The sequence below is a fragment of the Thioalkalivibrio sulfidiphilus HL-EbGr7 genome, from assembly GCF_000021985.1.
In the GTDB taxonomy this organism is placed as follows: domain Bacteria; phylum Pseudomonadota; class Gammaproteobacteria; order Ectothiorhodospirales; family Ectothiorhodospiraceae; genus Thioalkalivibrio_A; species Thioalkalivibrio_A sulfidiphilus.
Window position 1 is genome coordinate 1,602,730 of sequence record NC_011901.1, and the last position, 22,894, is coordinate 1,625,623.

Here is a 22,894-nt window from a genome sequence, read left to right on the forward strand (position 1 = left end):
CAGGACGCCTGGTTGTGCACCTGCCTGTGAAACAGCTCAATGCCTGGATGGAACCGCTGGACGCGTCAGTTTCAGGCGCAGGGTGTGTGCGGCCTCGTGGCCCTCGTGACTCGGATGCAGGGCCTTGTGCATGACCCAGCCGCCGTCCCGACGTACATTCACGAACCGCGGCCCCAGACTCAGGACCACCTCCTGCGTGTCCCCATGTTCCCTTGCATGGGCCAGGGCACGGTCCGCGATCTCCCTGAGTTCCTCGGGGGTGATGTCCACGATGACGTTGAGATCTGCCATGGCGTGCAAGAGGTCTTGCTCGCTGACCTCCGTCAGCACTGAGCAGCTGCGGTATCTCCTGTCCATCAGGGACACGGGATAACGGCGCCAGCGGAACGGGTAATTGGCCACGACCGCCACGAGGAACAGGATCAGCACGTTGAGCATCACCGGCGCGATGACGAAGCCGTAGCCCAATCCATAGACCGTGCTGCCCCCCAGTGCCGCGCTCAGGGCCGTGGCGCCTCCCGGCGGATGGATGCAGCGCAACAGATGCATGAGACCCACGGCCAGGCCCACGGCCAGGGCCGCGGCCAGCACGGTGGATGGCACCCACAGGGCCATGGTGACGCCGGCCAGTGCCGAGACCAGGTGACCACCGAACAGCGGCCAGGGCTGCGACAGACTGCCATGGGGGACGGCAAACAGCAGCACGGCGGAGGCGCCCATGGAGGCCACCATCAGCAGGGCGGCCTGGGCCTCCAGGATCCAGGCGCTCAGGGCATACACCATCAGTATCGCCAGGAGTGCGGTGGCCGCGGAGACCAGCATCTCGGTCCAGTGCACGGGATTGGTCAGGCTGGCCGAGACCCCGGCTTGTCTGGTGTTCTGAGGACCCATTCAGTTTTCCTCGGTACTGTGTGCCGTGTGTCCCTGCTGGCGTATCCGGAACCTTTCCGGAGATGCCTTCACGGGATTCGGTCTGACCATTAATAGATGTATTAATAATACATTAATAATGGCGAAGACATACCCCTTGCGGGGTGGCGGGGATCAATCAGGCAGGAGTCTTCAACTGATGGCCTGCAGGCCCGGGGTCAGGTGGGCAGGTACGCCACCAGAGTAACGCTCCAGCCATGCCTGGATTTCATCGAAGGCAACCGGCCGGCACAGGTGGTAACCCTGGGCATAATCGCAGCCCAGGGCGGCCAGCAGGGTCATCACCTCGCCGGTCTCCACGCCCTCGGCCACCACCTTGTAGCCCAGGTTGTGTGCGAGGTCGATGGTGGAGCGCACGATGATGGCATCGTTCTCATCTTCGAGCATTTCCATCACGAAGGAGCGGTCGATCTTCAGGGTATCCACGGGCAGCAGCTTCAGGTAGCTCAGGGAGGAGAAACCGGTGCCGTAGTCATCGATGGACAGCGCCACGCCCATATCACTGAGCACATTGAGGAGTTCACGGGCGTGCACCGGATCGTTCATCATGGCGCTCTCGGTGATTTCCAGGCACAGCGAGAACGCCGGTAGTTCACACTGCCGCAAGGCATCGCTCACCACCTCCGGCAGGTGGGGATCCTGAAGATTCCAGGCGGATAGATTGACGGAGAGTGTCAGGTCAGGATGCTGCTTGAGCAGCTGACGGAACTGGCACAGGGCGGTCACCAGGACCCAGCGGGTCAGCGGTCCGATCAATCCCGTGTGTTCCGCCATGCGGATGATCTCGTCCGGCGGGATGGGGCCATGCACCGGATGCTGCCAGCGCAGCAGCGCCTCCATGCCGGCGGCATTGCCGGACGGCAGGGCCGCCAGGGGCTGATAGTGGATGCAGAGATTGCGTGGATTCTGCAGTTCCTGGTGCAGTTCACCCACCAGGGACAGGCGGTCCGCACGGTTCTCGTCCTGTTCCGGACTGTAGATGCAGCTCCCCAGGCCCTGATGCTTGGCCGCGTACATGGCGATGTCGGCGCGGCGCATGAGGCTGCTGGCGTCGTTGCCGTGCTCCGGATACAGCGCGATGCCGATGCTGGTGCCTACATACACGTTCTGGTGTTCGATGGTGAAAACGCCGCTGATCGCCTGGTGGATCTTGCCGGCAAACTCCAGGGCACTGGCGCCATCGGTATTGAGCGCCAGGATGGCGAATTCGTCACCACCCAGACGCGCGACGGTATCCGATCCGCGCAGGCTGGTGCGCAGCCTCCGGGCAACCTGCTGCAGCAGCTTGTCTCCCACGGGATGCCCCAGGGCATCGTTGACCTCCTTGAATCGATCCAGGTCCAGCAGCAGCACGGCCAGCTGGCCCCCGTTGCGCTCCATCAGCTGGATGGCCTGTTCCAGGCGGTCGTTGAGCAGGACCCGGTTGGGCAGGCGGGTGAGCGCGTCATGCAGGGCCTGGTGCTCCAGCGCCTTCTGACGATGATGGATCTGGCGCTGCATGGCCTTGAAGGCGCGGACCAACTGCTGGATCTCCTGGCTGCTGTGGTTGGCTGTGCCGGGCAACTGGTGACCGCCATCCTCGGTCAAAGAACGGGCAATGCCGTGAATGGGGGTCAGCACGGAGCGGTCCAGCATCAGATAGACCAGCAGCAGGAACAGCAGGCTGAGCCCGGTGAGGGCCCAGAGCTGGTAGGCGGTCTGGTGGGCTGCCGTTTCCAGGGAGGTGGTATTGTAGGCCGACCAGTCCAGGATGGCGCTTTCCACCGCCGAGAGCATGTCGAAGACCTCCTGCTGGGCGGGGCGCACGGCCACCTTCAGGTACTCGGTATCGGCCCGCCAGATCTCGGACCGGCGGATCTCACGGGCGGTCTCCCAGCTTTCCATCCACTCCTGTGCCGCCGTGCGCATGACCTCCACGGCGTGCTCGGACTCGAGGCCCAGTTCACCGCGGCTGCGCCGGGACTCCAGGCGCGCGATGCGTTCCATGATCACCGGATAGAGAATCTCGATGTTCTGTTCCTGTTCCTCGATGCTGGTCTCGCTGAGACCCGCGTAACGGATCATGCCGGCGCGGAAGTTGAGAATCATGCGCCGCCACAGGTCACGCACCTCATCGAATTCGCCAAACAGTTCAGATGCGTAGCTCCTGCCATCGATCTCGGCAATCTCCAGCAGTGCCAGATCGGCCGCGGATTCGAAATTGATGTTGGGGATTAGGAGTCTTTCGGTGAGGAAGGGCAGCAGGGGGTAGACCCAGTCAGGGTCTCGGCGCTGTTCGATCAGGTGCAGGACCTCGATGTTGAGATCGGACAGCCGGACATGAAGCGCATCGATATGCGCGGAGAGTTCGGGTTCCTGGATCTCCGGGTCGCGCCTCAGGAGGTCCAGGCTGTCCCGTGCCTTGAGCATTTGCCCGGTGATCTCCTCCTCATGCTCGGGCATGGGTGTGATCAGCATGGCGTTGAGGGTGTTGTCCGCGATCCACACGGCGTTGCGGATCTCATCCAGTGATGCCCTGGCGCGGTTGCTCAGCTCCAGGGCGTCGGTGTTGTCCTGGATGGCCGCGCGGGTGTACCAGCCGGCCAGCAGTGCGCCGCTGACCAGGACAGTCGCCACCAGCGCGGAAAGCAGCGCATACCGGCTGCGCAGGCTGGGCAGCCGGGTAGCCTTGTGAGTGGATCTTGCGCCTTGTTTCATCCGCTATCCATGTCTGCACTGGACGGTCTTATTGTTGTCTGTGGCGTCGCTGGCCTGGACATCCAGGCAGTCAACACGCCGCGGATACTTCTTGCTGTATCGGCAGATGCGGGCAAACCCTTGAGTATTCCCTCAACACTACTCGGGTATGCCAACACTGGAGTATCAGCCTTGGCTTAAAGACCGGCATGAGGCGCAGGACAGCAGGAGGGTTTTTCCCGATAAGTGGATGGCTGGTGCGATTCGATGGGAGGGCCAGGCAAAGGAAAAGGCCCTTACCGATGCTGGCAGGTCGTGCACTGACAGCTGAGGTTCGATCAAGAGTTGGAGAGTGGTTTGATATCGAGCACAGTCTTTTCAAAATGCTGTCTCGCCTGCTGCAGTTTCTTTGTGTATTTGCCGTTTCGTGGCGTCAGAGCCAGGTAGTGTCGAAGTATCAGATCCGTTCGCGCGGCCTTGTACCCCCGCAGGTACGGTCGTACCTGTTCAAGCAGCCGGAGCGCCTGTCTGTTGTAGACGGCGTAGGTGTAGCTGGGTGAGTGGTGGGTCTGTGCAACCCGTTTTCGTGTGATCTTGCCGACCCCGAGGGTTTCTTTGACGAAGTCCAGCAGATTCCGCTCGGTGCTGCTGATGGTCACCGCGAGCTGGCGGTTTTCGTTGCGGTGTTTCCGGGTGAGGGTGACCGTGCCTTCTCCGTCAATCAGTCCAGCGATGTAGGCGGCGTCCACCTCGGGCAGCTTTTCCAGACTCATCCCTGTCACTCATGCGTCCGTGGCTGGCTGGCCTGAGTATAGCCCCAAGAAAAAAGCCCTGACCGTTACCGGTCAGGGCTTTTAGTGATGGTGGAGGCGGCGGGACAGTCATCCATATCTTTCGATATGGGCTGGACTATACCTTCATCCTGTTGCCAGGATGCGGGGCGTGTTATCCACGGTATGGTTTTCCGTGAATCCTAGTGCCGGCTCTGTTCCCATGAACTCAGCCGGTCTATGAGTCTCTACAGGGCAGGCCTGAGGTTAGCCCTCTTCCTACCCCTCGGTGTTGCCGTAGCAGGTTGCCCTGCCGTAGGGTCCACCGATGTGAGCCCCGTTTTCACTCTACCCTTACGGGTAGAGGCGACCATTGTGTTAATCGAACCCGCGTCCGCAGGACCTACATCCTTGGATACTACATGCTTAGTGCCGTCATTTGATTTTACGTCTGAGTCTCCGACGGACAGGATACCCAGACGCGATCCCGATTGGATTTAACGGTTAAGACCCGGGCGAGTCCGCTCCGCGAGCTTGTGTGCGATGACCTTCAAGTAGGACCCACAAGCAAGTCCAGTCGAAGGTCTAGCTGGTTTTACGCAGCCAGAGCGTAGTTGTCGTCGTTGGCAACTATAGCGTAACAGCTGGTTTTACGAGGGAAGCTGTCTCCTCGGCATGCACCTCGGGTTTCGCGAACCACGTCGAAGCCAGGTCGCCCCCATTTTTGGTACTGAACAATAAGACACACATTATCCGCGGAAGTTCCCCCTTCGGCATCGCTTCCGACGGTGCCGCGGACAGGCCTTTACAGTATCATAGTCGGCCTTCCTTCACAGCACTTTACCGGGGTCTGCGATGCTGTTTCTGCCTGGGGCGCCCGCCCTGTCCGATTTCCGTCTGGAGCGCCTGCTGGGTCAGCTCCGGGAGACCGAACCCACGATCCAGGGTCTGGACGCCCGGTTCGTCTATTTCGTGGATCTCGAGCGGGCCCTGACCACGGCGGAGCAGGCGGTTCTCGAGGCCCTGCTGGAGACGGCGGGCACAGCCCCTGCGGAGACGGCGGACTTCCTGGTGGTGCCACGCCTGGGCACTGTCTCCCCCTGGTCCAGCAAGGCCACCGACATCGCCCACCATTGCGGCCTGGACGGCGCAGTGCGGCGCATCGAGCGGGGCATCAGCTACCGCCTCAAGTCCGGCAAGGCGCTGGACATCCCCGGCAGGCGGCGCCTGGCCGGTCTGCTGCACGACCGCATGACCGAGACCGTGCTCCTGGATCCGGCCGACGCGGAGCGGCTGTTCGTGCATCACGAGCCGGCCCCGGTGACGGTGATCGAGCTGGGCGACGACGCCCGGGGCGCCCTCGAGCGGGCCAACGCCGAGATGGGGCTGGCCCTGTCCGGGGAGGAGATCGACTACCTGGCGGAGGCCTACGGCGCCCTGGGGCGGGCACCCACGGATGTGGAACTGATGATGTTCGCCCAGGCCAACTCCGAGCACTGCCGGCACAAGATCTTCAACGCCGACTGGGTGATCGACGGCGAGGCGAAGGAAAAATCCCTGTTCGCCATGATCCGCAACACCTACCACCACGCGCCCCAGGGCATCCTGTCCGCCTACCGGGACAATGCCGCCGCCATGGAAGGGGCCCGGGGCCGGCGTTTCATGCCGGATCCGGAGTCGGGCGAGTACCGGGCGGAGGAGATGGACCTGCCCATCATCATGAAGGTGGAGACTCATAACCATCCCACGGCCATCTCGCCCTTCCCGGGGGCCGCCACCGGCGCCGGCGGCGAGATCCGCGACGAGGGGGCCACGGGACGGGGCTCCAAGCCCAAGGCGGGGCTCACGGGCTTCTCGGTCTCCAACCTGCGCATCCCGGGTTTCGAGCAGCCCTGGGAGACGGACCACGGCAAGCCCGGGCGCATCGAGAGCGCCCTGCGCATCATGCTGGACGGACCCATCGGCGCGGCGGCCTTCAACAACGAGTTCGGCCGTCCAGCCCTGGCCGGCTATTTCCGCACCTTCGAGGAGCGGGTGCCGGGACCCGGTGGTGAACAGCTGCGGGGCTATCACAAGCCCATCATGATCGCCGGCGGCCTGGGCAGCATGCGCCCTGAACACGTGGAGAAGCTTGGGCTGCCCGAGGGCACGCCGGTGGTGGTGCTGGGCGGTCCGGCCATGCTCATCGGCCTGGGCGGTGGCGCGGCCTCGTCGGTGGCCAGCGGCGAGAGCGCCGAGGACCTGGACTTCGCCTCGGTGCAGAGGGGCAACCCGGAGATGGAACGCCGCTGCCAGGAGGTGATCGATCGCTGCACCGCCATGGGCGAGGCCAACCCCATCCTGTCCATTCACGACGTGGGTGCGGGCGGCCTGTCCAACGCCGTGCCTGAGATCCTGAACGACGCCGGCCGCGGCGGTGCCATCGAACTGCGTACCGTCCCCTCGGACGAACCGGGCATGTCGCCCATGGAGATCTGGTGCAACGAGGCCCAGGAACGCTACGTGCTGGCCATCGATCCGGATCGCCTGGAGGTGTTCTCCGCCCTGTGCGAGCGGGAGCGGGCACCGTTTGCCGTGATCGGCACCGCCAGCGCGGAGCAGCGCCTGCTGGTGGGCGACGGGCTGTTTCACAACGAGCCCGTGGACCTGCCCATGGAGGTGCTCCTGGGCAAGCCGCCCAAGATGCTGCGCGAGGTGCATCACCAGACCTTCCACAAGCCCGAGTTCGACACCTCGAACGTGGATCTCGCCGACGCGGTACAGCGTGTGCTGCGTCTGCCCTCGGTGGCCTCCAAGTCCTTCCTCATCACCATCGGTGACCGGACCATCACCGGCCTGGTGACCCGGGACCAGATGGTGGGTCCCTGGCAGGTGCCGGTGGCGGACGTGGCGGTCACCGCCACGGACCTGTACGGCCACACCGGCGAGGCCATGGCCATGGGCGAACGCGCCCCCATCGCCCTGGTGCACCCCGCCGCTTCCGGGCGCATGGCCATCGGCGAGACCGTGACCAACCTGATGGCGGCCGACATCGGCACCATCGGCAACATCCGCCTGTCCGCCAACTGGATGGCCGCCGCAGGCTTCCCCGGCGAGGATGCGGCCCTGTTCGACACGGTGAAAGCGGTGGGCGAGGAACTGTGTCCGCGCCTCGGCCTCGCCATCCCCGTGGGCAAGGACTCGCTGTCCATGAAGACCGTGTGGAAGGACGCGGGCGGCGAGCAGGTGATGACCGCGCCGGTGTCACTGATCGTCACCGGCTTCGCCCCGGTGGAGGACATCCGTCGCACCCGCACGCCCCAGTTGCGCACCGATCTGGGGGATACCGACCTGATCCTCATCGACCTGGGCAAGGGCCACAACCGCCTGGCGGGTTCGGCGCTCGCCCAGGTGTACAAACAGGTGGGTCACCACGCCCCGGACCTGGACGACCCGGACATGCTCAAGCGCTGCTTCGCGGCGGTGCAGGAACTCAATCGTGAGGGCAGGGTGCTGGCCCTGCACGACCGCTCCGACGGCGGCCTCATGGCCACGGTCTGCGAAATGGCCTTCGCCGGACACACCGGCGTGACCGTGCACCTGGACGACCTGGGCGCCGACCCGGTGGCGGCCCTGTTCAGCGAGGAGCTGGGCATTCTCCTGCAGGTGCGCCACGAAGACACCGAGGAGGTGCTCTCGGCCCTGCGGGAGGCGGAGCTGGGTCATCACAGCCACGTGATCGGCAACCTCAACGGCGAGGATCGCATCGAGTTCTGCCGCGGACGCCAGGTGCTGTACGGCGCCGCGCGTGCCGAGCTGCAGGCGGTCTGGTCCGAGACCAGCTACCGGATGCAGGCGCTGCGTGACAACCCGGACTGCGCCCGGGAGGAGTTCGAGCGCATCAGCGACGCCACCGACCCGGGCCTGTCCCCGGTGCTGGGCTTCGATCCGGAGGAGGACGTGGCCGCGCCCTTCATCAACACGGGCAGCCGCCCCCGGGTGGCCATCCTGCGCGAGCAAGGGGTGAACGGCCAGATCGAGATGGCCGCCGCCTTCGACCGGGCCGGTTTCGCCAGCGTCGACGTGCACATGACCGACATCCTGTCCGGCCGCCTGGACCTGTCCGGCTTCCGGGGCCTGGCCGCCTGCGGCGGCTTCTCCTACGGCGACGTGCTGGGTGCGGGCGGCGGCTGGGCGCGCTCCATCCTGTTCAACCCCCGTGCCCGGGAGGTGTTCCAGGCCTTCTTCGAGCGGGATGACAGCTTCAGCCTGGGTGTCTGCAACGGCTGCCAGATGCTCTCCCAGCTCAAGGACCTGATCCCCGGCGCCGCCCACTGGCCGCGCTTCCTGCGCAACCGCTCCGAACAGTTCGAGGCGCGCCTCTCCCTGGTGGAGGTGAGCGAGAGCCCGTCCATTCTGCTGGAGGGCATGGCGGGTTCAAGGTTGCCGGTGGCCGTGGCCCACGGCGAGGGCAGGGTGGTGTTCGAGAGCGGAGATCCTGCGGATGCGCCGGGCGTTGCGCTGCGTTACGTGGACAACCGCGGACAAGTCACCGAGCACTACCCCGAGAACCCCAACGGTTCCCCCCAGGGCATCACCGGCCTGACCACCCGGGACGGGCGTGTGACCATCATGATGCCGCATCCAGAACGGGTGTTCCGCACCGTGCAGCATTCCTGGCATCCGCCCCAGTGGGGCGAGACCGGGCCGTGGCTGCGGCTGTTCAGGAATGCCCGGAAATGGGTGTCCTGAAGTCGCGTTCTGAAGTCGGAAGTGGGAATTGGGAAGTGCGAAGTTACAAAAAAAGCGGGCCCAACGGCCCGCTTTTTTGATCCAACTTCCGGATTCGGACTTCCGACTTCTTAGAAGTCCAGCTCGGTGGGTCCGTAGCTGTCCTCGCCGAAGGCGTCTTCCAGTTGCCGGCGCAGGGCGCGGCGTTCCAGGTAAAGCTCCAGGGAGCGTCGTGCGCCCGGGCGGTTTTTGGCGGTCTGATCCTGCTTCCATTCAGGACTGTCCATCTCTTCGTCCAGAGTCAGGATGTCTTCGGCCCGTGCCATGTGCGGAGGTCTCCAGGTTGGGGCGCCAATGTTTCATTGAGGTTTCACGACGCCCTTATACCGCTGTGCAAAAAATCTGCAACAAGATTTTTTTTATGGATCCTCCAAAGTTCCACTGATGGATTTGCCATGAGGAAACCAAACGACACCAGCGGTATCCAAGCACAGACGAGCGGTCATTTTGCCCAGTCAATCCGGAGCCTGCCATGCTGATTCGAGTGCCTTCGCGCAACACCCCGCGCCCCTCCGAAATCACACCGCCGGAGGTCTATCGTGACCGGCGCAGGTTTCTGCAGATGGGTCTTGCCGCAGGCCTTGGCCTGAGTATCGGCGCGTTGCACGGACCTGCGCGGGCGAGCACGACGCCCCCCCTGGCATTCACGACCGGTTCCTTCGGTACCGACGAGCCACTGACACCGCGCCAGGACGTGACCACTTACAACAACTTCTACGAACTGGGCACCGGCAAGTCGGACCCTTCACGCAACGCCGAGCGACTGGTCACCGAACCCTGGACCGTCACCGTGGACGGCCACTGCCTGAACCCGGGTCGTTACCAGTTGGAGGACTTCCTCAAGCCCCACGCCCTGGAGGAGCGCATCTATCGCATGCGCTGTGTGGAGGGCTGGTCCATGGTGATCCCCTGGGTGGGCTTCGAGCTGAACCGCATCATCGAACAGGCGGAACCCACCAGCCGGGCGAAGTACGTGGCCTTCACCACCATTCTAGACCCGGAGAATCTGCCCGGTCAGCGTCTGCGGGTGCTGGACTGGCCCTACGTGGAAGGCCTGCGTCTGGACGAGGCCATGCATCCACTGACCATCCTGGCCGTGGGCCTCTACGGCGAGACCCTGCCCAACCAGAACGGTGCGCCCCTGCGCCTGGTGGTGCCCTGGAAGTACGGTTTCAAGAGCATCAAGTCCATCGTGCACATCCGTTTCACCGAGCAGGAACCACCCACCAGCTGGAACAAGGCCACGCCCCGGGAATACGGTTTCTACTCCAACGTGAACCCGGATGTGGCCCATCCCCGCTGGAGCCAGCGCACCGAGCGTCGTATCGGTGAGTTGCGCCGGCGGCCGACGCTCATGTTCAACGGCTACGCCGAAGAGGTGGGCCCGCTGTATGCCGGGATGGACCTGAGGAAGTACTTCTGAATCCGGCCAGGCTTCAGGGCCTGAAGGCCGCGGTCTTTGTCCTGTGCCTGCTGCCCCTGGTAGCGCTCATGGTGCAGGCCCTGGGCGGTCTGGGCGGGCTTGGCACCAACCCCATCGAGTACCTTACCCACGAGACCGGCATCTGGGCCCTGCGCCTGTTGTGTCTGACCCTGCTCATGACACCGCTGCGACGCATGACCGGCTGGTCATGGCCCATGCGGTTGAGGCGCATGCTGGGTCTGTTTGCCTTCTTCTACGCCTGCCTGCACCTGTCCATCTGGATCGGCCTGGACCTGTTCTTCGACTGGACGCTGATCTGGGACGATGTGCTGAACCGCCCCTACATCACCCTGGGCTTTACCGCCTGGCTGCTGCTCCTGCCGCTGGCCGTCACCTCCACGGATGCCATGATGCGCAGGCTCAAGCGTCGCTGGGTTCAGTTGCACCGGCTGGTCTACCCGGCGGCGATCCTGGCCGTGCTGCACTTCTGGTGGCTGACCCGGGCGGACTACCGGGAGCCGATGCTCTATGGGGTCATCCTGGCGGTTCTGCTCGGCTGGCGGGTGATCCAGCGCTGGCCGTGGAAGGCGTGGTCAGGGTCGGCCCGCAGGTTGGGGTGAGCGCAGCGAAGCCCAACGCAGCGGTATTGAACGGATCGGCATGTTGGGGTTCGCTGCGCTCACCCCAAGCTACGTGTGTGTAAGAGGGGGGTGTAGGAGGCCCGACCCCGGGCCGAACAGCGGTGGCCCTGCAGACACCGCTGTTCGCGACGAAGTCGTCGCTCCTACCCAGGATCAATCCATGACCACGACCGCGCGACCGCGGACCTGGCCCATGAGGATCCTGTCCGCATAGTCAGGCAGGTCTTCCAGGCGGATCTCCGTGGTCATGGCATCGAGACGGCTGGCATCCAGCAGGCCGGTGAGCCGTTCCCAGGCCAGCACCCGTGTGTCGTGGTCGCACATCACGGAATCGATGCCCAGCAGCTTCACACCGCGCAGCAGGAAGGGCAGCACCGTGGTGTTCAGTCCCGGGCCTCCGGCCAGGCCGCAGGCGGCCACGGAACTCCCGTAGCGCATCTCCGCCAGCACGTGGGCCAGCATGTCGCCGCCCACGGCATCCACGCAGCCGGCCCAGCGTTCACTCAACAGGGGCTTGTCCGGTGCGCCGGCCAGTGCCTCGCGCGGCACGATGGTGGTGGCACCCAGGGACTTGAGATAGTCCGCGTTGTCCGGGCGCCCGGTGACTGCGGCCACCGAGTAGCCCAGCCGGCCGAGTAGCGAGACGGCAACGCTGCCCACGCCACCGGAGGCACCGGTGACCAGCACCTCGCCATCCTCAGGGCTCAGTCGATGGTCTTCCAGGGCCTGCACGGCCAGCATGGCGGTGAAACCCGCCGTGCCCACGGCCATGGCCTGCCTCGCCGTCAGTCCCTCGGGCAGCGGCACCAGCCAGTCGGCCTTGACCCGGGCCTTCTGGGCGTAGCCGCCCCAGTGCGCCTCGCCCACGCGCCAGCCGGTCAGCACCACGGCATCGCCTGGCTTGTAGCGAGGGTCACTGGAGGCCTCGACGGTGCCGGCGAAGTCGATGCCCGGCACGTGAGGATAGTGGCGCACCAGCCGGCCCAGACCCTTGAGGACCATGCCGTCCTTGTAGTTGAGCCCCGAATGGGACACGCGCACCAGGACCTCCCCCTCGGGGAGATCGGTCGTGTTCAGTTCCTTGATCTGGATGCTGGGTGCCTTGTCGGCCGCTTCGAGGACCAGGGCCTTGAAGGTGTCTGACATGGAGTGCTCCTTAACTGAATTGTATTTTTTCATGATACCTCTGTGGCGATTACGCGCTTAAGAGAATTTATGCCACAGAGGTCACAGAGGTCACAGAGAAGAAAAGCCTGGTTTTCTCAGCTGCATCGGCTCGGTTCGAGGTATGAGGTCAGTTTCGTAGGTCGGGCTTCAGCCCGACAGCGATGCCTGACGAAGCCACCGCTTATCGGGCTGAAGCCCGACCTACGGTTGCGCGTGGGCGCGGCGATCCCGCCGCGAAAGCCGATGCTTCATCCACCGGCGGGCTGTTCGGCCCGGGGGCGGGCCTCCTACTCGGCGCCCATCTCCTTGTCCAGCCAGACGCCGAGGCCCTGGACGTTCAGGCCCACGTCCGGCCCGAGCAGCCGGGTCATGTCCGCCTTGGGCAGCGTGCAGCCATGGGCACGGGCACGCTGCAGCAGCAGGGTCATCATTTCGCGGCACAGCTTCGCGTGGCGGGCCGTGCCCGCATGGGCATGCTCCCGCGCCATGGCCACAAAGGCGTCGATCAGCTGGTGCATGTCCGCCTGCAGGCGGGGCAGGTCGCCCACCCGGCTGTAGTGGGTGAGGTACATGTAGGACAGCCCCTGACCCATCAGCCGGTCCACGGAGGCGTGCAGCGCGTCCGGGTCGAACTGGACGGGCGTGGTCGTGGGAAACACGAACGGACCGTTTTCGGTGTCGAATTCCCGGTAGGACAGGCCGAAGGTGTCACCGGAAAAGATGCCGTCGCCGGTCTCGTCCACCACGCAGAAATGGTGCCGCGCGTGGCCCGGTGTGTCCAGAAAGCGCAAGGGCCGGCCGTTGAAATCCAGCTCGAATCCGTCGTGTGCCTCGATGATCCGATCCTCGGACACGGGAATGATCCGGCCGAACAGGCGTTCCATCTGCGTCTCGCCATACACGGCGGCGGCCCCCGCATTGAGTTTCGACGGGTCGATCATGTGCCGGGCGCCACGGGGGTGGATCACCAGGCGGGCATTGGGCAGGTGCTGCATCAGGGCGCCGGCCCCACCGGCATGGTCCAGGTGCACGTGGGTGGGGATCACGTAGTCCACGTTCTCCCGGGGGATGCCCTTGAGATCCAGAACCTCCAGGAGCCCCGACACGGAATGGGCGGTACCCGTCTCCACGAACGCCGCCCGATCATCCTGGACCACCAGGTAGGTGGACACCTGGCCCTGACGATAGAGCTGGGCATCGATCATGGTGATGCCGTGGCCGAGATCTTCATGGTGAGGTTTGTTCTTCATGTGGATAGCTCTTGGGTTCGGCATTGAACGCAGAGGGCGCAGAGACGCAGAGAACGCAAAGATGGTGAATTTTTAACCCATTCACTTTGCGCTCTCTGCGTCTCTGCGTCCTTTGCGTTAATGTTGGTGAATCAGATCAAAAACAGATCCATGAATTCGTGCACTGGCGTAGCGCCGAGTCGCTGCGGGTCCTTGCACAGGTCGTAGATGCGCGCGGCCTGGCCGCGGGGGAAACGGGTGCGCAGGGCGTCGCGGAACTTGTTCTCCAGGACCGGGATGCCCTCGGCGCGGCGGCGGCGGTGTCCGATCGGATATTCCACTTCCACCTTGTCGGTGCTGCTGCCGTCCTTGAAGAAGACCTGCACGGCGTTGGCGATGGAGCGCTTGTCCGGGTCATGGTATTCCTTCGAGTAGCGCGGATCTTCCACCACCCGCATCTTCTCGCGCAAGGCATCGATGCGCGGGTCGGCGGCCACCTCGTCCTCGTAGTGGCGGGCGGTGAGCTCGCCGAAGATCAGGGGCACGGCCACCATGTACTGCAGGCAGTGGTCCCGGTCCGCCGGGTTGTGCAGGGGGCCGTCCTTGCTGATGATGCGCACCGCGGATTCCTGGGTGCTGAGTTCGATGCGATCGATCTGGTCGATGCGGTCCTTCACCTGGGCATGCAACTGCATGGCGCATTCCACCGCCGTCTGGGCGTGGAACTCGGCGGGGAAGCTGATCTTGAACAGCACGTTCTCCATCACGTAGCTGCCGTAGTCCCGCTGGAAGCGGAACTTCTCGCCCTTGAACAGCACGTCATAGAAACCCCAGCGGGGGGCGGAGAGCACACTGGGCAGGCCCATCTCGCCCTTCATCACCATCAGCGCCAGGCGCACCGCACGGCCGCAGGCATCGCCCGCCGCCCAGGACTTGCGTGAGCCGGTGTTGGGCGCGTGGCGATAGGTGCGCAGTGCCTGGCCGTCCACCCAGGCCTGGGACAGGGCATCGATCACCTGGTCACGGCTGGCGCCCAGCATGTGGGCGGCCACCGCCGCCGAGGCCACCTTCACCAGCACCACGTGGTCCAGACCCACCCGGTTGAAGCTGTTCTCCAGCGCCAGCACGCCCTGGATCTCGTGGGCCTTGACCATGTAGCGCAGCACGTCGTCGATGGTCATGGCTCGCTTGCCCTCGGCCACCGCCTTGCGGCTCAGGTGATCGGCCAGACCCAGGATGGTGCCCAGGTTGTCCGAGGGGTGGCCCCATTCCGCGGCCAGCCAGGTGTCGTTGAAGTCCAGCCAGCGCACCAGGGCACCGATGTTGAAGGCGGCCTGGATGGGGTCCAGCTGGTACGGGGTGCCAGGGATGCGGCTGCCATTGGGCACCACCGTGCCCGGCACCACGGGGCCCAGGTGCTTGGTGCATTCCGGATACTGCAGGGCCAGCATGGCGCAGCCCAGGGAATCCATCAGGCAGTTGCGCGCCGTGTCCAGGGCCTCGGCGGAATCGATGGGGTAGTCGCAGACGTAGTCCGCGATGGCTTTCAGTTCCGGATCGGGTTCGGGGCGGACGTTGGTGTCGGCGATGTGGTGACTCATTGGTTGCTCCGCAAAGAGGTGAGATGTGAGAACGAAAGTGCGAAGTGGGAATTGGGAAGTGGGAATGACACCACCCTCACCCCGGCCCTCTACTTGAGCGAGAGGGGGGCAGCAGGGTTTTATCTCACTTCCCAATTCCCACTTCGCACTTCAACGCTTGTCCATGGGCATCCAGGGCTGATTCTCCGGACCCGTGTAGTTGGCGCTGGGGCGGATGATCTTGCCGTCCTGGCGCTGTTCGATCACGTGGGCCACCCAGCCGGTGGTGCGGGAGATGACGAAGATGGGCGTGAACAGGGCGGTGGGGATGCCCATCATGTGATAGGAGACCGCCGAGAACCAGTCGAGATTCGGGAACATCTTCTTCAGCTCCCACATCACGCTCTCCAGGCGATCGGCCACCTCGAACATGGTCAGCGTGCCGCGCTCCTCGGACAGGCGCCGTGCCACTGACTTGATCACCTGGTTGCGCGGATCCCCGGTGGTGTACACGGGATGGCCGAAGCCGATGATGATCTCCTTGCGACCCACCCGCTCACGGATGTCCGCCTCCGCTTCGTCGGGGTTGTGGTAGCGCAGCTGGATCTCGCAGGCCACCTCGTTGGCGCCACCGTGTTTCGGCCCGCGCAGGGCGCCGATGGCGCCCGTGAGGGCCGAGTACATGTCGGCGTTGGTGCCGGCGATCACCCGCGCAGTGAAGGTGGAGGCATTGAACTCGTGTTCCGCGTAGAGGTTCAGCGAGGTGTGCATGGCGCGCACCCAGATGTCCGGGGGCGTGCTTCCATGCATGAGATGCAGGAAGTGCCCGCCGATGCTGTCGTCGTCGGTCTCCACCTCGATGCGCTTACCGTCGTGGGCGTAGTGATACCAGTAGAGCAGGGCGGAGCCGAGGCAGGCGATCAGCCGGTCTCCGATGGCTCGGGCCCCGGAAACGCTCATGTCCTCCTTCTCGGGTTCTAGGGCGCCGAGCACCGAGACCGCGGTGCGCATCACGTCCATGGGATGGGCCGAGGGCGGGATCTGCTCCAGGGTGTTGCGCAGCGCTGCGGGCAGGCCGCGCAGGGCACGCAGGCGGTCCTTGTAGGCGAGCAGTTCTGCGCGGCTGGGCAGGCTGCCGTGGATCAGCAGGTAGGCAATCTCCTCGAACTCGGCAATGTCGGCGAAATCGAGGATGTCGTAGCCCCGGTAGTGCAGGTCATTGCCGGTGCGCCCCACGGTGCAGATGGCGGTGTTTCCCGCCACCGTGCCGGACAGGGCGACGGATTTTTTCGGCTTTGGCGTCGTGGCCTGGCTCAGGTCTGCATCACTCATCGCGTTTCCCCTTGTCCTGGCTGTAGAGTGCGTCGAGCTTTTCCTCATAGGCGTGATAGCCCAGATGTTCATAGAGCTGGTCGCGGGTCTGCATCAGGTCGATCACCCCTTGCTGGGTACCGTCACGGCGGATGGCCTCGTAGACCCTGAGCGCGGCCTGGTTCATGGCGCGGAAGGCGGACAGCGGGTAGAGCACCAGTGACACGCCCGCGGACTTCAGTTCCTCGACGGTGAACAGCGGCGTCTTGCCGAACTCGGTGATGTTGGCGAGCACCGGCACGCCGACGGCCTCCACGAAGCGCCGGTACTGCGCCAGTTCCGTGACCGCCTCAGGGAAGATCATGTCGGCGCCGGCCTCCACGCAGGCCACGGCCCGCTCAATGGCGGCATCGATGCCTTCCACCGCCAGGGCGTCGGTGCGCGCCATGATCACGAAGTCCCGGTCGCGGGCGTCGGCTGCGGCCTTGATGCGGTCCGCCATCTCGCCCTTGGTGACGATGGCCTTGCCGGGTCGGTGACCGCAGCGCTTGGCCTGCACCTGGTCCTCGATGTGACAGCCGGCGGCCTCGGCACGGATCAGTTCGCGCACCGTGCGGGCGATGTTGAAGGCGCTGGGTCCGAAGCCGGTGTCCGCGTCCACCAGCAGCGGCAGCTCGGTGACGTAGGTGATGCGGCGCACGTCTTCCAGCACGTCGTGCAGGGTGCTGATGCCGAGATCCGGAAGGCCCAGGGAGCCGGCGGCCACGCCACCGCCGGAGAGGTACAGGGCGCGGTAGCCGGTCTGTTCGGCCAGCGTGGCGTGGTAGGCGTTGATGGCGCCCATCACCTGCAGCGGTGTTTCTTCCTGCACGGCCTGGCGCAGGCGCGCGCCCGGTGTCTGGCTTTGATTCATGGTGACTCCTATCCCGCAGCCCGGATGCTGGGTGACTGGTTGGGGTGTTCGGCGAACTGGCGTGCCACGTTCTCCCGGGAGACACGCACATGGCGGCGCATGAGCAGTTCCGCCATCTCTGCGTCCCGGTCGGCGATGGCCTCGACGATGTGGCCGTGTTCGCGGAAGGCATTGCGCGCACGACTGCTGGCCATGCCGAACTGGTAGCGGTACATGCGCATCAGGTGGTAGAGGTCGTTGCACAGCAACTGGATCAGGCGGGCATTGCCGCTGCCCTGGATGATGCGGTAGTGGAAATCCATGTCGCCCTCCTTCTGGAAATAGGCGACGCCCTCCTGGAGTTCTGCGCGCTGCTCGTGCTGGTGCAGCAGGTCCCGTAACTCGCGGATCTCCGTATCGCTCATGCGCTCTGCCGCCAGGCGTGCCGCGAGGCCTTCCAGGGATTCACGCAGCAGGTAGAGCTCCATCAGATCTTCCAGGCTCAGGGACACCACCCGGGCGCCCACGTTGGCGCGCCGTTCCACCAGGTGGCAGGCCTCGAGCCGCCCGATCGCCTCGCGCAGGGGGCCGCGGCTGATGCCGTAGGCACTGGCCAGTTCCGGCTCGCTGATCTTGCTGCCGGCGGGAATCTCGCCTTCCACGATGGCCTGGCGCAGCCGGGCGAATACGCGGTCGGCGAGGGTGATGCCGTGTTCTTCTGATTTCATCGTCGCCTCGGTGTTGTGAGCATCGGCGTCACTGGAAAAAAAACCTGGACAGGATTGACAGGATTAAAGACAAGGGCGGATACAGATTTAACCGGCCGATCATGACCTGACATGGGCATTAATCCCGTAAATCCTGTCCATTCCTTTCTGTCTTTTTAGATCTTTGCCTTGCCATCCGCGTATCCGATCGCCGTCAGGGCGCCCCGGATCTCGTTGAGGATCGCCGGGTCATCGATGGTCGCAGGCGCCTGGTAGGCCTCGTTGTCGGCGATCTTGCGCATCACGGCGCGCAGGATCTTGCCGGAACGGGTCTTGGGCAGACGGTCCACCACCGCCACCTTCTTGAACACCGCCACCGGGCCGATCTCCTCGCGCACCAGGTCCACCAGTTCCTTGCACAGGGTCGCCTTGTCCAGGTTGACGCCGCTCTTCATGACCACCAGGCCCAGGGGCAGGGAGCCCTTGAGTTCGTCGTTGACCGCGATCACCGCGCATTCGGCCACCGCAGGATGGGAGGCGAGCACCTCCTCCATGGCGCCGCTGGAGAGCCGGTGGCCCGCCACGTTGATGGTGTCGTCGATGCGTCCCATGACGAACAGGTAGCCGTCCTCGTCCAGGTAGCCGGAGTCGCCCGTGAGGTAGTAGCCGGGCACCGCGTTGAGGTAGGCCTCCTTGAAACGCTCGTCGTTGTTCCACAGGGTGGGCAGGCAGGCGGGGGGCAGGGGCAGCTTGACCACGATGCGCCCCATCTCGCCGGCGGCCACGGGCTTGCCGTTGTCGTCGACGATTTGCACGTCGTAACCGGGCGAAGGCTTGCCGGCGCTGCCGGAACGGATGGGCAGCAGTTCGATGCCCAGGAAGTTGCCGGCGATGGCCCAGCCGGTCTCGGTCTGCCACCAGTGGTCGATGACCGGGCGGTCGAGGATCTTGCCGGCCCATTCCAGGGTGTCAGGGTCGCAGCGCTCGCCGGCCAGGAACAGGGCGCGAAATCCGCTCAGGTCGTAGCGTTTGAGGTGCTCGGCCGTGGGGTCTTCCTTCTTGATGGCGCGAAACGCGGTCGGGGCAGTGAACATCACCGCCACCTTGTGCTCGGAGATCACCCGCCAGAAAGCGCCGGCATCAGGGGTGCCCACGGGCTTGCCCTCGTAGACCAGGGTGGTGCAGCCGTGCAGCAGGGGCGCGTAGACGATGTAGGAATGTCCCACCACCCAGCCCACGTCCGAGGCGGCCCAGTAGACCTCGCCCGGCTTCACGCCGTAGAGGTGCTCCATGCTCCACTTGAGGGCCACCGCATGGCCGCCGTTGTCCCGCACCACGCCCTTGGGTTTGCCGGTGGTGCCGGAGGTATAGAGGATGTAGAGGGGATCGGTGGCCTCCACGCTGACGCAGTCGTGGGGCGTGGCACCGTCGATGGCCTCGTCCCAGCTGATGTCACGTCCCTGTTTCAGTTCGGCGGGGCCCTGGGGCCGTTGCAGGACGATGCAGTGCTCCGGCTTGTGCCTGGCCTGGTCGATGGCCTTGTCCAGCATGGGCTTGTAGTGCACCACACGGGTGGGTTCGATGCCGCAGGAACCGGCGACCACCACCCGGGGCTTGGCGTCGTCGATGCGGGTGGCCAGCTCGTGGGCGGAGAAGCCGCCGAACACCACCGAGTGCACCGCGCCCAGGCGGGCGCAGGCCAGCATGCTGATCAGGGCCTCGGGCACCATGGGCATGTAGATGATCACCCGGTCGCCCCTGGCGACACCGAGGCGTGCCAGGGCGCCGGCGAACAGGGCCACCTGGTCGCGCATCTCGCGATAGGTGGAGGTGCGCTTGGTCTGGGTGACCGGGCTGTCGTAGATCACCGCAGCCTGGTCGCCGCGGCCGGCCTCGACGTGACGGTCCAGGGCGTTGTAGCAGGTGTTGAGGCGTCCGCCGCGGAACCAGCGGTAGAAGGGCGGGGCACTGTCGTCCAGGATTTTCTGCGCCGGGCTGTCCCAGTGGATGGCCCGGGCCGCCTCGGCCCAGTAGCCCTCGGGATCCCGCACGGCGCGGGCGTAGACCTCGTCGTAACCCATGTCTCTCTCCTCGCTTCCCTGGTGTGGAGCCGCCCGGGATCAGGCGGCCCTGTTGTTATAGATGCACGGGTCTGTTCCGTCTTGGTACAGACCCGTCAGGGGCTTTTAAGAAGGTAGACGATCCTGAAAGATTGTCAACAATATATGGCTAATATGGGCGGTATATACCGGTTAACCTGGCTTATATGGGGTATATTGATGACAACAATGGGTTGCTGACCGGGACTATCAAGCCAAAGAAGTATCTCGCCTTCTTTGGCGTTCCCACTTCCAAAATCTCACTTCGTCCTTTCATCCAGCCACGCGCCGATGGCCGGCGGCACCTGCTTCTGTGCCTTGCCGCTCACGTAGATACCGATGTGACCGCCGGGGAAGGACAGCTCGGTGTAGTCCCTGGTGCCCACCTTGCCTTCCAGTGCCTTGGAGGCGGCGGGCGGCACCAGGTGGTCCTGCTCGGCGAAGATGTTGAGCACCGGCATGGTGACGTTGGCGAGTTTCGCCATGGCATCGCCGATCTGCACCCCGCCGTTGATCAGCTTGTTCTGCTGGTAGAAGTCCTTGATGAACTGCCGGTAGGCCTCGCCTGCCTGGTCGGGGCTGTCGAAGATCCATTTCTCCATGCGCAGGAAGTTGTTCACCTGGCTGCTGTCGTCAAGCAGGTCCACCATGTCCAGGTATTTCTGGCCGATGAGCCGGTAGGGCTTGAGCATCAGGAAGGTGGCATTGAGCAGTTCGCCGGGGATGTTGCCCAGGGTGTCCACCAGCAGGTCCACGTCCACGTGGCGCACCCAGCGGCTGAGCATGTTGTCGGGGGTGTGGAAGTCCACCGGCGTGACCATGGTGACCAGGTTCTTCACCTTCTCCGGGTGCAGGGCGCTGTAGCAGAGGCTGAAGGTTCCGCCCTGGCAGATGCCCAGGATGTTGATGGCGTCCAGCTTGTGGCGCCTGCGGATCACGTCCACGCAGCGGTCGATGTAGCCGTTGATGTAGTCGTCCAGGCCCAGGAAGCGGTCGGCCCGGTCCGGGTAGCCCCAGTCGATCAGGTAGACGTCCAGCCCCGCCTCCAGCAGGCCGCGCACCGTGGAGCGGTTCTCCTGCAGATCGGTCATGTAGGGGCGGTTCACCAGGGCGTAGACGATCAGCACCGGCACCGGGTTCTGCACCTTTTTGGTGGAGGGCTGGAAGCGGTACAGGGTGAGCTTGTCTTCCTGGTAGATGGCCTCCTTGGGGGTCACGCCGGTGGGGATTTCACCGGCCGCCATGAGGTTCTGGATTCCATGGCCCAGCTTGGTCTGGAACTCGCTGAGTTCGGCCAGGATCTGGTCGGGTCGGAGCTGCACGGGGATCATGACATCAGGTCCTCTGGGTGTCTGTCTTTGCGGACTTTGCGGACTTTGCGGACTTGGCCGACTTGGCACGGCTGGCCTTGGCCTTCGGTGCCGCCTTGGGCCTGGCGGGCTGTGCGGGTGGGGGTGCCTCGGCCCTGGCCTCGAGCAGTGTCTCCACCTGGCTGCGCAGGCGCTGCATCTCCCGGCGGGTCTCCTGGAGGCGCTGCTGAAGGGTGCTCACCTCGCGCCGGGTGGGCATGTTCATGGTTTCCAGGGTCTCATCCACCAGGCGTGAGCCTTCCTGTTTCACGGCCATGAGGGCGTTGACCAGGTCACCGTAGTGGCGGGCGTGCTCCTCGGAGACGGCGTAGTCTCCGTAGACCTCTTCGCAGACATCCACCCATTCGTTGAACAGTTCGCGCAGGGAACTGATGGGCTGTTCCCGGTGCGAAGCCTCCTCCAGCCGGGCGCGAAAACGGTCCACGGAGTCCAGGGCGACCTTGGAGAGGGCGGCCTCGTAGGCCTGGTAGGCACGCTGATAGTCCAGCAGTCGCCGGCCGAAGTCCTGGACCTGGGCCTGGGACTCGCGGCTGTAGCCCAGGCCCGGCATGGACAGGAAACGGTCCATGTGCTCGCGCATGCCCTCGCCGAAAGCGGCGGCGCCTTCCGGCTGAAAGGCCTTCATCAGGTCGCCCGGCACCGGCATCACCGAGGAGGCGAAACGCTGCCAGGTATCCATGGGCAGTTGCCAGAAGGCCATGAAATCCTTCATGCCCGGCGCGGCGTCGGCCCCGGATGCGGGATTGCGCAGGGCCTCGGAAAGCTGGTCCATCCAGGTCTTGAACGCATCCACGGGGACCTCGGAACCGCCGCTCTTGCGCATGAACTCCTCGGCCATGGAGAAGTAGCTGCGCCCCATCCCCACCATGCGGTCGTAAAACTCGCGGGCATCCGGGGCCACCGCGGGCGAAACCCCCTGCCACCAGCGCTCCAGGGCACCGGTCCAGGGGTTTTCCGCAGGCGCGCCGGCCTCCATGGCCCGGCGCGACATGTCGAACCAGGCGTTCCAGTACTTGCGCTGGGCCTTCAGCCAGTCCTCTGAGGAGAAGGGATTGGAATCAGTCATGGGAACCGCTCCTGGGATTTGGTGATCTTCTGATTGGATGTCTGGGAGATTAGCATAAAATTTGTGCACTGCAACAATCCGCGCGACCGGCAGAGTGCTTGAGCATCTGTTATAGATCAGGGTGTCAGGCCGAGCCTCCCGATCGGCTCCGGACCTGATCGTACGGACCTTGAGCCTGGTCAATATCAGCTTGTACCGGCGCGCTTATGGTCCGCCGGATACCCAGTCCTCATAACAACCCGAATGCCCATGCAGGAGACCCA

At 64.6% G+C, this 22,894-nt stretch carries 16 protein-coding genes and 1 other RNA gene; 3 read left to right on the plus strand and 14 right to left on the minus strand.

Going from position 1 to position 22,894, the window contains the following annotated elements; all coding sequences use genetic code 11:
• Nucleotides 1-36: 36 nt before the first annotated feature.
• The 4 genes from TGR7_RS07515 to ssrA all read right to left on the minus strand — a co-directional run bounded on the left by TGR7_RS07515 (nucleotide 37) and on the right by ssrA (nucleotide 5,096).
• Complete coding sequence (locus TGR7_RS07515) at nucleotides 37-891, minus strand: HPP family protein (protein ID WP_012638065.1); 855 nt, start codon at nucleotides 889-891, stop codon at nucleotides 37-39.
• Nucleotides 892-1,062: 171 nt separating this feature from the next.
• Complete coding sequence (locus TGR7_RS07520) at nucleotides 1,063-3,627, minus strand: putative bifunctional diguanylate cyclase/phosphodiesterase (RefSeq protein WP_012638066.1); 2,565 nt, start codon at nucleotides 3,625-3,627, stop codon at nucleotides 1,063-1,065.
• A 317-nt stretch (nucleotides 3,628-3,944) separates the two neighbouring features.
• Entirely contained in the window at nucleotides 3,945-4,379 is a 435-nt protein-coding gene (locus tag TGR7_RS07525; RefSeq protein ID WP_012638067.1) for an LAGLIDADG family homing endonuclease, read from the minus strand.
• Between the two features lie 355 nt (nucleotides 4,380-4,734).
• Nucleotides 4,735-5,096: a transfer-messenger RNA gene (gene ssrA / locus TGR7_RS17080) on the minus strand.
• A gap of 135 nt (nucleotides 5,097-5,231) precedes the next feature.
• Between ssrA and purL the strand changes: the two genes are divergently transcribed.
• A complete protein-coding gene (purL, locus tag TGR7_RS07530) occupies nucleotides 5,232-9,107 on the plus strand; it encodes a phosphoribosylformylglycinamidine synthase (protein WP_012638068.1) in 3,876 nt (1,291 codons plus the stop codon).
• Between the two features lie 110 nt (nucleotides 9,108-9,217).
• Here purL and TGR7_RS07535 read toward each other — a convergent pair whose 3' ends face one another.
• Complete coding sequence (locus TGR7_RS07535; RefSeq protein WP_012638069.1) at nucleotides 9,218-9,412, minus strand: PA3496 family putative envelope integrity protein; 195 nt, start codon at nucleotides 9,410-9,412, stop codon at nucleotides 9,218-9,220.
• Between the two features lie 206 nt (nucleotides 9,413-9,618).
• Between TGR7_RS07535 and msrP the strand changes: the two genes are divergently transcribed.
• Complete coding sequence (gene msrP, locus TGR7_RS07540; protein WP_012638070.1) at nucleotides 9,619-10,569, plus strand: protein-methionine-sulfoxide reductase catalytic subunit MsrP; 951 nt, start codon at nucleotides 9,619-9,621, stop codon at nucleotides 10,567-10,569.
• Between the two features lie 68 nt (nucleotides 10,570-10,637).
• Nucleotides 10,638-11,189 (plus strand): protein-methionine-sulfoxide reductase heme-binding subunit MsrQ, encoded by a 552-nt coding sequence (locus tag TGR7_RS07545; RefSeq protein ID WP_012638071.1) that lies wholly within the window; start codon nucleotides 10,638-10,640, stop codon nucleotides 11,187-11,189.
• Nucleotides 11,190-11,363: 174 nt separating this feature from the next.
• On the opposite strand, the gene TGR7_RS07550 is transcribed toward TGR7_RS07545, so the two are convergent.
• The 9 genes from TGR7_RS07550 to phaE form a co-directional block, all read right to left on the minus strand.
• Nucleotides 11,364-12,356 (minus strand): MDR family oxidoreductase, encoded by a 993-nt coding sequence (locus tag TGR7_RS07550; protein ID WP_012638072.1) that lies wholly within the window; start codon nucleotides 12,354-12,356, stop codon nucleotides 11,364-11,366.
• Nucleotides 12,357-12,664: 308 nt separating this feature from the next.
• Complete coding sequence (locus TGR7_RS07555) at nucleotides 12,665-13,627, minus strand: MBL fold metallo-hydrolase (protein WP_012638073.1); 963 nt, start codon at nucleotides 13,625-13,627, stop codon at nucleotides 12,665-12,667.
• A gap of 131 nt (nucleotides 13,628-13,758) precedes the next feature.
• On the minus strand, nucleotides 13,759-15,207 hold the full coding sequence (locus tag TGR7_RS07560; protein ID WP_012638074.1) for a bifunctional 2-methylcitrate dehydratase/aconitate hydratase: 1,449 nt from the start codon (nucleotides 15,205-15,207) through the stop codon (nucleotides 13,759-13,761).
• A 150-nt stretch (nucleotides 15,208-15,357) separates the two neighbouring features.
• Complete coding sequence (prpC, locus tag TGR7_RS07565; protein ID WP_012638075.1) at nucleotides 15,358-16,518, minus strand: bifunctional 2-methylcitrate synthase/citrate synthase; 1,161 nt, start codon at nucleotides 16,516-16,518, stop codon at nucleotides 15,358-15,360.
• Nucleotides 16,511-17,410 (minus strand): methylisocitrate lyase, encoded by a 900-nt coding sequence (gene prpB, locus TGR7_RS07570; RefSeq protein ID WP_012638076.1) that lies wholly within the window; start codon nucleotides 17,408-17,410, stop codon nucleotides 16,511-16,513. The genes prpC and prpB overlap by 8 nt, the downstream gene beginning before the upstream one ends.
• Before the next feature lie 8 nt (nucleotides 17,411-17,418).
• Entirely contained in the window at nucleotides 17,419-18,117 is a 699-nt protein-coding gene (locus tag TGR7_RS07575) for a GntR family transcriptional regulator (RefSeq protein WP_012638077.1), read from the minus strand.
• A 155-nt stretch (nucleotides 18,118-18,272) separates the two neighbouring features.
• Nucleotides 18,273-20,177 carry a propionyl-CoA synthetase gene (locus TGR7_RS07580; protein ID WP_012638078.1) on the minus strand — a complete coding sequence of 635 codons (1,905 nt, stop codon included), beginning with the start codon at nucleotides 20,175-20,177 and terminating at the stop codon, nucleotides 18,273-18,275.
• Nucleotides 20,178-20,455: 278 nt separating this feature from the next.
• Complete coding sequence (locus tag TGR7_RS07585) at nucleotides 20,456-21,526, minus strand: class III poly(R)-hydroxyalkanoic acid synthase subunit PhaC (protein ID WP_012638079.1); 1,071 nt, start codon at nucleotides 21,524-21,526, stop codon at nucleotides 20,456-20,458.
• A 4-nt stretch (nucleotides 21,527-21,530) separates the two neighbouring features.
• Nucleotides 21,531-22,631: a class III poly(R)-hydroxyalkanoic acid synthase subunit PhaE gene (gene phaE / locus TGR7_RS07590; protein WP_012638080.1), complete on the minus strand. Its 1,101-nt coding sequence runs from the start codon at nucleotides 22,629-22,631 to the stop codon at nucleotides 21,531-21,533.
• Between the last annotated feature and the right edge of the window lie 263 nt (nucleotides 22,632-22,894).

Bases quoted from the DNA above. Each gene is read 5' to 3' on its own strand.
- TGR7_RS07555 (WP_012638073.1), bottom strand. From the start codon at position 13,627: ATGAAGAACAAACCTCACCATGAAGATCTCGGCCACGGCATCACCATG.
- TGR7_RS07545 (WP_012638071.1), top strand. From the start codon at position 10,638: ATGGTGCAGGCCCTGGGCGGTCTGGGCGGGCTTGGCACCAACCCCATC.
- purL (WP_012638068.1), top strand. From the start codon at position 5,232: ATGCTGTTTCTGCCTGGGGCGCCCGCCCTGTCCGATTTCCGTCTGGAG.
- prpB (WP_012638076.1), bottom strand. From the start codon at position 17,410: ATGAATCAAAGCCAGACACCGGGCGCGCGCCTGCGCCAGGCCGTGCAG.
- TGR7_RS07515 (WP_012638065.1), bottom strand. From the start codon at position 891: ATGGGTCCTCAGAACACCAGACAAGCCGGGGTCTCGGCCAGCCTGACC.
- msrP (WP_012638070.1), top strand. From the start codon at position 9,619: ATGCTGATTCGAGTGCCTTCGCGCAACACCCCGCGCCCCTCCGAAATC.
- TGR7_RS07525 (WP_012638067.1), bottom strand. From the start codon at position 4,379: ATGAGTCTGGAAAAGCTGCCCGAGGTGGACGCCGCCTACATCGCTGGA.
- TGR7_RS07550 (WP_012638072.1), bottom strand. From the start codon at position 12,356: ATGTCAGACACCTTCAAGGCCCTGGTCCTCGAAGCGGCCGACAAGGCA.
- TGR7_RS07585 (WP_012638079.1), bottom strand. From the start codon at position 21,526: ATGATCCCCGTGCAGCTCCGACCCGACCAGATCCTGGCCGAACTCAGC.
- TGR7_RS07535 (WP_012638069.1), bottom strand. From the start codon at position 9,412: ATGGCACGGGCCGAAGACATCCTGACTCTGGACGAAGAGATGGACAGT.
- prpC (WP_012638075.1), bottom strand. From the start codon at position 16,518: ATGAGTGATGCAGACCTGAGCCAGGCCACGACGCCAAAGCCGAAAAAA.
- phaE (WP_012638080.1), bottom strand. From the start codon at position 22,631: ATGACTGATTCCAATCCCTTCTCCTCAGAGGACTGGCTGAAGGCCCAG.
- TGR7_RS07580 (WP_012638078.1), bottom strand. From the start codon at position 20,177: ATGGGTTACGACGAGGTCTACGCCCGCGCCGTGCGGGATCCCGAGGGC.
- TGR7_RS07575 (WP_012638077.1), bottom strand. From the start codon at position 18,117: ATGAAATCAGAAGAACACGGCATCACCCTCGCCGACCGCGTATTCGCC.
- TGR7_RS07520 (WP_012638066.1), bottom strand. From the start codon at position 3,627: ATGAAACAAGGCGCAAGATCCACTCACAAGGCTACCCGGCTGCCCAGC.
- TGR7_RS07560 (WP_012638074.1), bottom strand. From the start codon at position 15,207: ATGAGTCACCACATCGCCGACACCAACGTCCGCCCCGAACCCGATCCG.